Origin of the sequence: Paenilisteria riparia FSL S10-1204, from assembly GCF_000525995.1 — a bacterium.
GTDB lineage: Bacteria > Bacillota > Bacilli > Lactobacillales > Listeriaceae > Listeria_A > Listeria_A riparia.
The window spans coordinates 1-13,225 of record NZ_AODL01000043.1 but is presented as its reverse complement, the minus strand read 5'-3'; the positions used below and the strand labels follow the sequence as shown (position 1 = coordinate 13,225).

Below are 13,225 nucleotides of genomic sequence, written 5' to 3'. Positions count from 1 at the left end.
CTTTGGTTCGCATACCGACCGATTTTGTATTCCCAGGCCTTCTCATTGCCATGCCACGCAGATTCGACCATGAGTACATGGGGTTGTTCCCGCTCCAGCACTTCTTCCCAATTGTCCGGTGTAAAAGAAATCAGTTGCACTTCCTTGTCGTAACAGGTGCGCGTAAATTCATCAAAAATACAGGCCATGCGTAGTTCCTTCGTATGCTGTATATTGGCTAAACGCGTCCGCGCTTCCAGTTGTGCGCTTCCTTGCGCGTGCGCTTTCGCTTCATCAAATACGCGGTGGCACGCACACCCTGTAATAAAGACCTCACTCTTGCCTTGTACACGTAACGCGAATCGCAACCGAACGGTGTCCGGTGATGCTTGGAAACGGTACTTCTTGTTGGGGTCAAATAGCGTCGCCTTCACTTTTTCTTTATGCCCGTATTCGATAATCGCTATTTTGGTTGCGTTCACACCCGTTGTTTCCAATTGAATGTGAAACTCGAATAATTCGCCAGGCACAGCTTCCATAATATTGGCCGGATACCGACTAAATAATAAATTGGTTTCTAAATACGAGAAATAGACATAGTGATCGCTTGTATTCTTGATTTTCACGGCTTGCCCTGCTTGTTCAAACGTGAGCGCTTCATTGGAACTATGCCAGTTGTCTGCATTGATAAAATCTTCTTGCTCGATGACTTCTGGTCGAATGTTGTTTAAGATCTTCTTCTGTAAGTATTCAATTTCATGGTATATATTCTCAATTTTTTTCACGTGTCATTCCTCAATTTTCTGCTTTTTTTAAAATGCCAATATTTCCGCATGAATCGGATTATTTTGGTATTATTCAGACGCTCATATTTAGTCTGTAATTGTTTCCATCGATGTGTTAGCTGCCTATTTTGTTGGCGCAAAACAGCGAGTTCTTTTTGTTGCGCGATGTTGCGTTCTTTTAGTGCCAGTAGTACCGGTTTCTCGGTTTCCAATAAGGTATAGATGCGTTGATTTAAGTCATGGTTCACAATTTTTTCGGCATTCCAAGCATCTGAAATGTACTTCACCATAGCTTTACTATCGGTAATTTGGCGTTTTAACTGTTGTAGTTCTTTTTGGTGCATCGCTACTTGTTCATTCCAATTTTTAGTAGCGAGTTGTTTTTGTTTTTCCAGTTGACGTTGGTGCTTCGCTTCCGTGTTGATTTGTTGTTTGGCAAATTCGTTGGCAACGTCATCAATATGCCCTTTGTATGTGTCAAGCCATGCAAGTACCTTTTTTTCCACTTCTGTGCTATCTTCTTTTTTTGTTTCAGTTGGCTTCTCTTGAAATGTATATATCACATGGCCCGGAAAACGATGGGCGACGTAATAATGGCTGGTGGCAAGTAATTCATCGTAATCGGCATTTTCAGTTTCCAGCCAGAGTATGGTCTGTGTCGCTAGATGCGGCAGTAATTGTGTGAGCAGAGATCGTTGCAGCATGCGTTTGGAAAAGTGGATCAGATGCACCGCAGGTAACCAAGAATGCCACGTCTCTGGAGCATGCGTCACGGTGATTACCTGTGACATGTGATTGTGCCGCATATTCACTTGGATTTCTTTTCGACGATCCTTGGTCGGCATATATATGTGGTGAACCGACGCATATTTGGCAAAATAAATTGCATGGCTGGATAGTTGTTCATCTAATTCCAGAATATTAGCTTGCTTCGGGAGTAATGCTGTCATGTGTGCTAATACATCGCATTGGTAGTAGTTTTTGGTTAATGCCATAATGGCTGTCGCTGGATCGCGATTACTTTGTAATTGCGTCTTGTCGCGTAAGGTAAGAAAGGGCTTTTTTCTAGTCATGTCCATCCTCTAATTCTTTATAGATTTCTAAAAAGAGCTTTTTTTCCTGGCTCCAATTGTATTTTTCACGGGCTTGTAGGCAGTGGTGACTTAGCTCATCTCTAAGGGCACGATTGCCAAGCAACTGATTCACGGCCTGCGCAATAGCGACGGGGTCATGTGAATCCACCGTAAGGCCCACCTGTTCCTCCTGAATCACCTTGCTTATTTCTGGAAAATTGGCACCTATCACGGGTACTTGACACATGATATATTCAAATAACTTGTTGGAAGACGCCGAGTAGTGATTGAAACACACATTGTTTAACAGCTGAAATCCGAGATAAGCATTCTGTGTGTAATACAACAAATCGGCCACCGGTACTTTCGGTAAAAAGCGGATTCGTTTCGCGAGGTGCATTGTTTTCGCTTGTTGTTGTAGGTCTTCTTTTATACGGCCATCGCCAAGGATGACCACCACACCGCGATCGAAAAGCGGGATGGCTTGGATTAATTTATCAAGCCCACGACCAATTTGAACCCCCCCTTGGTAGAGCAAGATCGGTTCTTCCGTTGGAATGTCTAACATGTCATGTAAATCGATATGTCGACAAGGGTCAGGTTGGAAAACATCGGCATAGTTATGGACCACTTTCGGATAAAAATGGTATGTCTCTTCGATGTAGCTAGCGCGTGTATGATTTTCGTGGATACAAACATCGGTAAAACGGAGCAGCCATTTTTCGCTGATACCGTAGAGGCGACTGTCGTATCCGGTTCTACTCGTTTGCACTTCATGCGAGTCATAAATTAATGGTTTTCTTCGGAATAGTTTGGCGCACAGCACCGCTTGTGGTAGTGTGTTTAAGTCGTTGGCGTGATAGATATCGTATTTTTGTGCCATGCCTTGGCGTACCATCCGACTAAAAATGGCGCATCTGCGGAGTACGGTTCGTGTTTTGCGCCATGCCAAGAGACCCACCAATAGGGCGCACAGCAGGAATAGCCATGGTTGGAAAAACACGAGTACGAGGGCGACTGCGCTCATGAAAAGCTGTGCCCATTTGCTTGTTTTGAGCCAACGAGCCATTGGTATGAGTGGCCAAGGGAGTTCGCTGCTGACTCGGAAAATGTGGAGATTGGGTAGTGGTGCTTCTTGTTTCGCTAGGTCCGCTTGTTTGGGATCCTGGAGCGCAATAATATCGACATGATAGCCCGCTGCTTGTAATGCGGTGCATTCCCGCCATACGCGAGCATCGTTGGTGAAATGGTTCCAAACAAAGACGGCTACTTTTTTGGACATCGTGGTTCCCTCATTTGCATGTTGCGATGACATATTCCATTCGTTGGAAATTGTCTTGCCAACTATAGTTTTCCTTGGCATACGCTAATCCGTTGTGTCGCAGTGTTTCTCGGAGCACTGGATTGGCGAGTAATTCGCTTAATTTTTGGTACATTTCATCGGCTTCTTCGTGTTGGAAGACAAAGCCTGTTTCGGCAGTTTCGATGGTTTGTTTGGCGTATCCAGACACCATACCGATAATGGGTAATCCGCAACCCATGTAATCGATAATTTTGCCAGGAATGACCGTTTCGAACACAGGATGTGGGACAAGACTCACAAAAGCGATGTCGGATTGGAGAAGCTTTTGTAACACATTCTCGCGCGTGTCTGGCGGATAGACATGAATATTGTGAAGCTGTTTGTCGTGTACCGCATTAGTCACTGTTTGATAATGTGCGCCATAGCCGATCATTTCGAAACGAACGGTATCATCGTTTTTAAAATGATCGGCCATGTTGATAAAGCTGTCTAGTTCTTGCGCCAACCCGAAATTGCCGGTATAAATCACGGTGAGAGGCTCCTGCTTCATCGGTTTTTCTTGGCTTCCTTGCGCCATTTCTTGATTGGTTAACCCATTGGGCACAAAACTGATTTTTTGCGTGTCGATACCAGTTTCGGTAATGTAGGTTGCGAAGCTCTCGCTGTTGACAATGATGTGATCGGCGTGTTGATAGATTTTACGCTCTAACCAATACGCGATACGCAAGAAAAAGGGCTTATTGAATTTCCCCACCCCTTGTAAGGAGGCGGGCCACAGATCGCGTATATCCACAATTAAGGTCGCACGGAGCCTTTTCTTGGCAAAGAGGCCGACTAAAGCGATGGAAATAGGCGGGCTGGACACGTAGACGACATCAAAGGACTCTTTTTCGCGGACAATCCGCCACAGGAATCGGCACATCGTCTCTAAGTAGAGCAAGAAACGTCGTATCATATTGCCTTCATAGTTCGTGGTTCGTGGCTGGATACGAGCTATGTTTTCGGTATCCATGGCGTCATCCCAAAATTTTGCTTGTTCGTAGATGGCTCGGTTCGGATATTGCGGCTCAGTCGTTAATAGCTTCGTATCGTATTGCTTGCTGAAACGGCGAAATACTTGTTTCATGCGATTCGAGGCACTTCCTATTTCAGGATAGAAATTTTGTGATATTAAGAGTAGTTTTTTCATTCATCATCCACATTCCTGATTCTCCATATAGCTACCTTCGGCCTAGTTTATTAAGAAGCTTCTATGGCCATCTGTTCTGTGTCATAAATTGATGCAATGTTCCCTAAATTAAAGTAACTATCAATCGTTATTTTTTCTTCTATAATGTTCTTCGTATCTAACACAATCATCTGCTTCATGTTGGCTAGGTCAAAACCGGTCAAACGACGGAATTCCGTATGGTCGGCTAGAATCAAGACCATGTCAGCATCTGCGGTCGCTTGTTCCATGGCATGTTCCACAAAATCAGCTTGGACATGCGGATCATAGGCCACCACCTCAAAAGCTCCTGTTGCTTTTAGCTTGTCATAAATTTCAAGAGCTGGGCTTTCGCGAATATCATCAATGTCCCCTTTATAGGTCAATCCGAAGACAGCGATTTTCTTGCCATGTTGTCTGGTCATCAGTGCCATCGTGTTGGCGACAATGAAATCAGGCATCGTTGTGTTAATATGGCGGGCATCTTGAATCAAGCGGGACTGTTCGGGTGCTGCGGCTGCGATGAAGTACGGATCGACTGCCAGACAGTGACCACCAACGCCTGGACCAGGTTGATGTAAGTTCACTCGTGGGTGTTTATTGGCCATGTCAATAACGTCTAGTGCGTTGATATTCAGTTCTGCGGAAATATGCACCAATTCATTGGCTAAGGCAATGTTGACATCGCGGTACGTGTTTTCCATTAATTTCGACATTTCGGCTGTCGACGCCGTGGCTTCGATAAGTTCGCCTTTGACAAAGACGCTATAAATCGCTTTTCCAGCCGCAGTACACGCGGGCGTAACGCCACCGATAATGCGGTTATTATAGATTAATTCGTGGATAATCTGACCTGGTAGCACGCGTTCGGGGCAGTGGACAAGGAACACATCTTTTCCAACAATAAGACCGGTGCTTTCCACAAGGGGTAAAATGACATCTTCTGTGGAACGTGGTGCAATGGTGGATTCAATAATAATCGTATTGCCTTTTTGTAAAACAGGGAGGATATTCTGCACAGCGGCTTTGACATAGCTCAAATCACATGATTTTAAGGCATCCTCGTGGTTTGGCGTTGGCACTGAGACAATGAAGGCATCTGCAGGTTCGATAGCCATGGTGGCGCGGAATGTTTGGTGTTGTATCGCTTTATCTAATTCTGCTTGTAGCCCTGGCTCTTCGATATGAATGTTGCCTTCGTTTAATTCGCTAATCACGTGCTCATTGACATCCACCCCAACCACCTCTTGTTTGTGGTTGGCAAACATGATGGCCGTTGGTAATCCGATATACCCTAATCCTATGACAACTAATTTCAATACTGACATTCCTTTCTATAGTTCCGTTTTATTTGGCTGCTGGAATTTCAATGGACCAGCTTGCTTCTTCTTTTTTCAGTGGTTGATAGACCAATGTGCCTTTGGTGATCGTGTTTGGTAATTCGAAATAGGCATTGCCTTTTAAGGTTTCGCCTGGCTTGAATTCATCACCAAAATTATTGCCTTGGGGGTAAACAGTGTACGTTTTGTCGCCAGCTTTGATTTTAAAATCTGCGGCGCCAACACCCACTGGTGCGTTATCGTGGTTCACAAAGGTCATCGCGATGCTTACCATGTTCGTATCTTTTTTCGTGCTTTCGGTCGTTTTAATCGTGCCGACTTTCATATCGATGTTGTTCACCGTTTTAGTGACATGTTCGGTTACGTTTGTGTCTTCTTTTGTAGTGCTTGTCTTGGTTTCTTTCGGTTGATCTGTTGTATCGTTACCACACGCGCCTGCGAATAGTAGGGCTGTGATTGCCATTGTTGCTATCATCCATTTCTTCATAGGTGGAACCTCTTTTCTTTCATTTCATAATAAAGGGAGAGTCTTACCTCTCCCCTTTTTCATTAATTCGTGATAGTTACGTTCGCTGTGTTGATTGTGTTTCCTCGTGCATCCATGCCGATTACTTTCACTTCATCTGTTGCTTTTAGGTTTAGGTTCTTGATGTAGTATTGGTAAGAACCATCTGGTTGTACAAATGCTGTGCTAGATTGGACCGTGCCGTTGATGCTCAATGCTACTTTCGTTACATCACCTGTCGCTGTGCCGCGTAGGTAGCTGTCGCCTACTTTAACTGCTGTTGCAGTGACTGTGCCTGTTGGTGCCACTACGCTTACTGGTTTGCTGTCTAGTAGTTTGCCTGCTGCGTCGTAGACATGTACGTTAACTACGTCAGAAGCATTTGTGATAAGAGAAGATGCGTAGTAATGAATTGTATTTCCTGATGCTGGAATACGGCCATATTTCACGCCATTGACTTCTAATTCTACTTTCGCTACGTCACCTGTATACGTGCCATCTACATACGCGTCTGCACCTAATTTGAAAGCGTTTGGTGTCACTGTACCAGTAGTTGCTGCTTTCGAATCACTCACGGATACGTTCGCTGTTGCTAATACGCCACCTACAGCGTCATATGCTGTCACTACGACAACATCTGTAGCATTCTTGATAAGTGTTTTCGCATAGTATTGGTAGTCTGAACCTGCTGGTACGCTGATTGTCGTTTGTTTGACACCGTTAACGGTTAAGCTGATTTTCGCTACATCGCCGGTGTATTTCCCTTTCACATAGCCATCTTGGCCAATAACGAATGGGTTCGCTGTTACAGTACCGTCTGCGGCAGATACCGAAATGGCTTTTGTGCTTACAGCTACGCCTGCTGTGTTATATCCTACTAATTTAACTACGTCCGTTGTTTTCGTGATGTTTGCTTTCGCGTAATATTTGATCGTGCCACCTGTAACGTTGATACGTTGTAGTGCCACACCGTTCACTTGTAGTTCTACTTTCTTCACATCGCCTGTGTAAGCGCCTGTAACATAGCTGTCTTTTCCAAGTTTGAATGGTGCAACGGATGTGATTTTACCTTCTTCGCCTTGGTAAGTTGTAACCGATACTGGCTTAGAATCAAGGAGTTTCCCACTTGCGTCATACGCGTTCATTTTAACTACATCGGTGATTTTTGTAATGATGTTGTTTGCATAGTATTTGAAATCTGGTGCGTTTGTTACATTGATTTTAGAATATTCTACGCCGTTTACTGTCATGCTGAATTTCGCTACGTTTCCTGATAGTTTACCAGTGACATAGTTTTCCGTACCGATGTAGAATGTGTTTGGTGTGATTGTTCCTACTGTTTGTTGTTTCACAGTTACTTTTGTTTTTTGTAGTTGTTTGCCAGTTGCGTCATAGCCAATCACATAGACTTGGTCGGTTCCTGCGTTGACTTTGCCTTTTGCGTAGTATTGGTATGGGGAACCTGTGGCATTAATCGTTTGTTGTAATACGCCATTGACTTCAATCGCTAATTTCGCGATGTCGCCTGTGTATGTTCCTTTGATGTAGTTATCTACGCCAATCGTGAAGTTGTTAGCTGTAAGCGTCGCTGTTACTGCTGTCGCTTTGACTGTTGTTGATACTGCACTACTTGTTACGTTGTTTAATGTTTGTGTGGCAGTAACGACTGTATTAGCGGCTTGTTTTGGAATCGCGATGCTGTACGTGCCGTCTGTTTTTACAGTGCCTGTATACTCGATGTTATTTGCTTTTACTTTCACAGATGCGCCTACGATACCTGTTCCTGTTGCTGTTGTATCATCCGTTGTTAATGCATTAATGGTTGGAGCGGCTACTTTTCCTTGTGTGACGAAAGCTCCTACAGAAGCACTTACAACGTCGTTGTAAATTTGGTTTGCAAGAATGCGACTTCCTGCTGTTTGTTTTGGAATCGTGATACTGTATGTGCCATCAGATTTCACTGTCCCTTTATACAAAATATCGTTTATTTTGATTTGTACGGTTGCCCCTGCAATACCTGTTCCTGTTACTGTTGTGCTGTCAGTTGTAACAGAATTAATTGTTGGTGCCGCTATTGCATTAGCTTGAACTGTAACTGTAGTTACTTCACTTTCATTACCTGCTAAGTCAGTTAATGTAACATAAATTTTACTTCCTTCATCTTGTTTCGGAATATTAATGCTAAAATTACCTTTGTCATCTGTTTTACCATTAACAATAGCCCCTAATGGCAGGACTACTTTCACAACAGTATTGGCTTCACCAGAACCAGTTATTTTTGTGTCATTTGATTTTACTGGTTGAATGATGGGAGCATCTGGTGCTATAACATCAGTAACCAATTTACTCGCTTTTTCACTTAGTGTATTTGAACTGTCTTTAGCAATAGCCTCTATAGTAGAACCTGCTTCTGGTGTATAAATTGAAATAGAATATTCTCCAAAATCATCCACTTTACCACTATAAGAAATGCTGTCGTCTCCTGTTTTAACCTTAATAGTGATTGCATTGCCAGGATCACCTGTTCCTGTGACTTTTTTAGATAGGTTAGTAACTGTATTGATGGTTGGAGTGGACGGACCTTCGTAAGATACCTGCGTTGTAGTTTCTAAGCTAGATACGCCATTTAAGACTGATTTAGCGGTAACTACACTGCCGGTTGCTTGCTTTGGAATAGTAAGTTTCCAAGTGCCGTCATTCGCTATTATTTGGGAGTATTCGATTCCATTAGCTTTAACAGTTAGTGCAGATCCCGGTTCGCCTTTTCCTGATACTATAGTATCTTTTGTCGTAATTGGATTTATAATAGGGTTTTCAATAGCCCCTTGTACTACTGTTTTAGTCGCCGAAGATGTCAATTGTTTCGCAGTGACTGTTGCAGTGACTGTTGAACCATAAACTTGTTTTGGAATTGTTATGCTGTAGTTTCCTTGTGCATCTACTTTACCAGCGCCAATCTCTTTCCCGAAATTCGTAATAGAAACATTACCATTCGGCTCTCCAACACCTTTAACTAGCACATCTTGTGTTGAAATGGTATTAGTTATCGTTGTCTGTGCAATCGTGGTAATATCCTCCACAATTAAATTTGAATAGCGCATAGTTCCGGCACTTTGATTCACTTCTGCCACACCAAAACCAATTCCTGTAGAATCATCCACTGCTGTAAATTCTAGTGTATGTGGCTTACCATCACTTTTTCTATAATCTTCATATCCTACAATACTACCATCCGTGCTGACTACAGTTTTATCACCAACGTAAACTTTAACTCTGTAACCTACGTCCCCACTCAATGGCGAACTTGTATAAGATACTCTATATTTGTGACCAGCAATTGTGGGAATTTGTTGATCAATAATCGTAGTGTCTCCTCCATTAATACCTACTATAACTGAACCATTTCCCTCAGCCTTCACGCTATAGGTTCTACCTGATTCACTGTAAGACTGCCATCCACTTGCGTTTGGAGCACTCATTGTTAATGGAGTATAGTTCCCATGGATTGACCACCCATTAATATTACTTAATTGAGGGTTAACTAGTAAATTTGTTGTAGCTTTTAAGCCATTTAGAAGCTTTACGTCACCCTTCGTAGATAAGTTAACTTCATCTGCATTTACTGATATTGTTGTTAATGGTGCAGATGCTAGTACGTTAAATGCTAATAACCCCACTAATACTTTTTTTTGTATTCTTTTTCATAATTTCCTCCTATTTTTTAAATCTCTGTTTTTTCTTTCTTGTATACTTCCAGTTAGTTTATGTCGATAATCTGATCCGCCTCCTTAAAGCCCTGTTGTATTAGTAGGGGTGTCTTGCTTGTCTATCATACGTTTAACACGCCGAGCCCTTTGATGATAGCTAATTCGTGTGTCGCAACCTCTTTATTGACTACTATGTTATGAGCACCTTCTAATAGAAAGCCTTCTTCTACTAGTTGTTTGCAAATATTGTATACGGTTGTCGGTGTTAAATTTATAAAATTCGAAATCATCTTTTTAGTGAAATTATTCGGTAATATTAATTGATTCTGTATTTCTTTTCCGTATAATACACCAAGGTATACGATATTTATCTTCAGTCTTTCTTTCGTATCTACGACGTGTAGGACATCGCGTTGTACCATGTGTTGGTTCATTAGCTTCATATCGTTATATAAAAAGAACAGACCTTCTTGTAAGTGCATTAGCTTCAACATCACATCTTCTTTGGCGAATTTCAGTAAAACCATATTGGTGAGTGCTGTAACGGTGAATGAGGATACTTCGTTGCCGAGGATGTTGTTCATTCCGATGACTTCTTCTTCTTTCAGAAAGCTTTTGATGTGTCCGTCTTTTGTTGTGTTGCATAAGCCGGATTGGATGATATATAGGTACTCATGCACTTCATCTTCATGTAGTAGTATCGTACGTTTCTTCACTTGGATAATTTCGTGACTGATTGGGTATATGCTGTCGTCTAGGAGTAGTTTCAGTAGTTGATCGCTATTAAATTGTTTACTTACGACTTGTTTATCAAATAATTCTTGATATGGCATTCTTCTCATCTCCTCGCTTCTTGCGAATAGGCACTGTCTCTCTCGATATATTTATCTTAACATAGCTTTTTTTTTTCGCGAACATAAGCCATTACGATAAAAATCGTGATATTTCGAACGTTTTGTGAACAACTTTACTATTCGTTTAGACTGCCTGTGTGCAGTACTATTTCATTGTTTGCGTCGGATACAATACCTTGCTCGATTAATTTTGCCCATCTGTTTTTCATTACTGTTTTGCTGATATTTAGGTAAGCGGCGATGTGTTGTTGGGATAGGCCTTCTGGGAAATAGATCATGTTTCCTTTTGTTTCGCCGAGAATCTCGCCTAGTTTCGTAAGGGCTAGCGTCAAATGCGTGGTGGCATGGCTCAGGGCTGTGAAATGATAGAGTTGGCGGATGGTGGTGTTGCGCATAAGGCTAATTAGGAACAGTTGGCTTTCGTTTCTTTCATTTAGTTTGTTCATAAAGCTTTGTGTCGTGATTTGATAGATAATGGTTGGGGTAATGGCTGTATAAGTGGTAGCCGTGATTTTGGAAAGGGTATATAAGCTGTCGATACCTAAAAAAGTGTCTTTTCCGATAAGGTCTACGCATTCTTTATTTTGGCTTTGCATGACGATTCCAGAACCGATAATGCGAATCGCGTTGCATTTGGTTTGTTCTGTGCTAATGGTTTCGCCAGCTTGATACTGTATTGTTTCGAAGGGTAATGGGTAGGTTGGGTCTTCTAGGAAATAGCGTTTGGCTTGCTCATTACTATAAATACTGCCTTCTAAAAATAAGGATTGGCTCATGGTAATCATCCTTCCTTCGTTTGGAATGACATAAGTATACTCCTTTTTTTGTTTTTTTTGTTTTTTGGGTGGCTCCGTTATTTTCAGTATCTTTTTCGGGATTTAGGCTAGTATCGGTACATAATTTATGTGTGGTTTTTTTTTGACCTTTGAATTAGGTTAAAAGAGGCTATTTATGAATTTTTTGTGAACAATGTCGCATTTTCGAAATGAAGTTTTTTAGAGATAAATCGTTATATAAATATCATTTATTATTAATATTGTTATCTGTTATACTATGTATGTACGTATGAAAGGAGAGGTCAATATATGTATCCAAAAGAGTTGCTAGAATCTCATGCCGCGTTTGAGAATATTATGAAAATTTTAAAGAAAGATCCTCGCTTCCACGAATATTGCTCGCAAACGAAAATGCCAGCTGGGACAAGTATACGTCTTGATAGAAGCCGCCATGTGTGTTATTTATTAGAAAGAGGTTATGTTAGATACAATTTTTCAGGTGAGGATGGTATGCGGAATTTCTATATCGTGTATCCAGGTAAATTCATCACTTTCCCTGTCGTGGAAGGATATATCCCCAGTGCTGGTGAGATTTCATTTTTGAATGATTCCGTGTGCTGGACGATTGATTTTGAATTTCTTCGCAAAATGTTGTTTAGTGAGGATCCAAGAAATTTGATTTTGATAAGTTTTTTAAATGAAACGCGCTATAAATTGTTTGTTCTTGCAACCATGCGCAATTTGTCTGCGGAAAATCGAATTTTGCTTACATTGGTTCGATTAGCAAATTTCGGCATGCATGTTAGCTCTAATCGGATTGAGCTACCTCCTTTTCTCACGCATAGTATGGTGGCTGAACTTGCTAGCACTTCGAGAAGTTTAGTAACGCATACCTTCAGAAAGTTGCATAGCCAAGGCATTCTTACCTCCTCTAAGAGGCCTTGGATTTTGGAAGACTTTTCTGCTTTGCGAGAAACTTTGCACATTGCTGATATTCCTCCTTACTAGAGTATAAAAAAAACAGATAGCATACACGCTGATTTAAAGCCAACGTGTACGCCATCTGTTTTTTAATTCGATATTGTTACATCTGTTGTGTGGATTTCATTACTTCTTCCGTCTAGGCCAATAATTGTAACTTTATCAGTTGGCTTTAATTGAAGACTCTTGATGTAATATTTATAACTGCCTTCTGCTTGTATGAAAGCCACACTTGTTTGAGTAACTCCGTTCACACGAAGCGCTACTTTGGCAATGTCACCTGTTGCCGTTCCAGTTAAATAACTATCGCCAGCTTTCACAGGGTTAGCTGTTATTTCACCAGTAGCTTTAGAAATAGTAATGCTTTGGCTGTCCACTTGTTGTCCTGCTGCATTGTATGTTACTAGTTTTACTACGTCGGTTGTGTTTGTAATACTCGTTTTGGCGTAGTATTTAATGGTACCGTTAGTAACAGCGATACGTTGCAAGGCTTTGCCGTTGACTTGTAGTTCAGCTTTTGCAATATCACCTGTGTATGTTGCTGTGATGTAGCTGTCTTTGCCAATTTTGAATGCGTCTGCGGAAGTGATTTTACCTGTGATATTGTTAACGATTGTTACGGGTTGGGAATCTAATAGACTACCAGTTGCGCTGTAGCCATTGATTCGTACTGTGTCGGTAGCATTCTTAATGATATTGTTTGGCGTTAATATTT

The 13,225-nt window shown here is 41.7% G+C and carries 10 protein-coding genes and 1 pseudogene; 1 reads left to right on the top strand and 10 read right to left on the bottom strand.

All coding sequences use genetic code 11. The features are described from left to right. From PRIP_RS15635 to PRIP_RS15595, 9 genes and pseudogenes are all read right to left on the bottom strand, one after another. A pseudogene (locus PRIP_RS15635) lies at window positions 1-764 on the bottom strand (hypothetical protein); the annotation flags it as partial. Beyond that, window positions 761-1,837 (bottom strand): hypothetical protein, encoded by a 1,077-nt coding sequence (locus PRIP_RS15630; RefSeq protein ID WP_036102512.1) that lies wholly within the window; start codon window positions 1,835-1,837, stop codon window positions 761-763. The pseudogene PRIP_RS15635 and the gene PRIP_RS15630, both read right to left, overlap by 4 nt. Then, window positions 1,830-3,119 (bottom strand): glycosyltransferase family 4 protein, encoded by a 1,290-nt coding sequence (locus tag PRIP_RS15625; RefSeq protein ID WP_036102509.1) that lies wholly within the window; start codon window positions 3,117-3,119, stop codon window positions 1,830-1,832. The genes PRIP_RS15630 and PRIP_RS15625 overlap by 8 nt, the downstream gene beginning before the upstream one ends. 10 nt (window positions 3,120-3,129) lie before the next feature. Next, window positions 3,130-4,329 (bottom strand): glycosyltransferase family 4 protein, encoded by a 1,200-nt coding sequence (locus PRIP_RS15620; protein WP_036102506.1) that lies wholly within the window; start codon window positions 4,327-4,329, stop codon window positions 3,130-3,132. Between the two features lie 50 nt (window positions 4,330-4,379). Beyond that, a complete protein-coding gene (locus tag PRIP_RS15615) occupies window positions 4,380-5,666 on the bottom strand; it encodes a nucleotide sugar dehydrogenase (RefSeq protein WP_036102503.1) in 1,287 nt (428 codons plus the stop codon). A 28-nt stretch (window positions 5,667-5,694) separates the two neighbouring features. Beyond that, the gene (locus PRIP_RS15610; RefSeq protein ID WP_052008992.1) at window positions 5,695-6,174 is read right to left on the bottom strand and encodes a DUF4352 domain-containing protein; all 480 of its coding nucleotides are present in this window, start codon (window positions 6,172-6,174) and stop codon (window positions 5,695-5,697) included. A gap of 62 nt (window positions 6,175-6,236) precedes the next feature. Then, window positions 6,237-9,869, bottom strand: a complete 3,633-nt coding sequence (locus PRIP_RS15605; RefSeq protein ID WP_036102501.1) for an immunoglobulin-like domain-containing protein — start codon at window positions 9,867-9,869, stop codon at window positions 6,237-6,239. Window positions 9,870-10,021: 152 nt separating this feature from the next. Further along, window positions 10,022-10,732: a Crp/Fnr family transcriptional regulator gene (locus PRIP_RS15600; RefSeq protein WP_036102498.1), complete on the bottom strand. Its 711-nt coding sequence runs from the start codon at window positions 10,730-10,732 to the stop codon at window positions 10,022-10,024. Window positions 10,733-10,869: 137 nt separating this feature from the next. Continuing rightward, the gene (locus tag PRIP_RS15595; RefSeq protein ID WP_036102495.1) at window positions 10,870-11,529 is read right to left on the bottom strand and encodes a cyclic nucleotide-binding domain-containing protein; all 660 of its coding nucleotides are present in this window, start codon (window positions 11,527-11,529) and stop codon (window positions 10,870-10,872) included. A 309-nt stretch (window positions 11,530-11,838) separates the two neighbouring features. On the opposite strand from PRIP_RS15595, the gene PRIP_RS15590 reads away from it, so the two are divergent. Then, entirely contained in the window at window positions 11,839-12,537 is a 699-nt protein-coding gene (locus PRIP_RS15590) for a Crp/Fnr family transcriptional regulator (protein WP_036102492.1), read from the top strand. Between the two features lie 62 nt (window positions 12,538-12,599). Here the strand turns inward: PRIP_RS15590 and PRIP_RS17235 are convergent. After that, a partial coding sequence (locus PRIP_RS17235) for an immunoglobulin-like domain-containing protein (RefSeq protein ID WP_036102489.1) occupies window positions 12,600-13,225 on the bottom strand: 626 nt, incomplete at its 5' end.

What these genes read in the sequence shown, in the direction of transcription:
- PRIP_RS15600 (WP_036102498.1), bottom strand. Translation starts at nt 10,732, where the DNA reads ATGCCATATCAAGAATTATTTGATAAACAAGTCGTAAGTAAACAATTT.
- PRIP_RS15625 (WP_036102509.1), bottom strand. Translation starts at nt 3,119, where the DNA reads ATGTCCAAAAAAGTAGCCGTCTTTGTTTGGAACCATTTCACCAACGAT.
- PRIP_RS15620 (WP_036102506.1), bottom strand. Translation starts at nt 4,329, where the DNA reads ATGAAAAAACTACTCTTAATATCACAAAATTTCTATCCTGAAATAGGA.
- PRIP_RS15610 (WP_052008992.1), bottom strand. Translation starts at nt 6,174, where the DNA reads ATGAAGAAATGGATGATAGCAACAATGGCAATCACAGCCCTACTATTC.
- PRIP_RS15595 (WP_036102495.1), bottom strand. Translation starts at nt 11,529, where the DNA reads ATGAGCCAATCCTTATTTTTAGAAGGCAGTATTTATAGTAATGAGCAA.
- PRIP_RS15630 (WP_036102512.1), bottom strand. Translation starts at nt 1,837, where the DNA reads ATGACTAGAAAAAAGCCCTTTCTTACCTTACGCGACAAGACGCAATTA.
- PRIP_RS15590 (WP_036102492.1), top strand. Translation starts at nt 11,839, where the DNA reads ATGTATCCAAAAGAGTTGCTAGAATCTCATGCCGCGTTTGAGAATATT.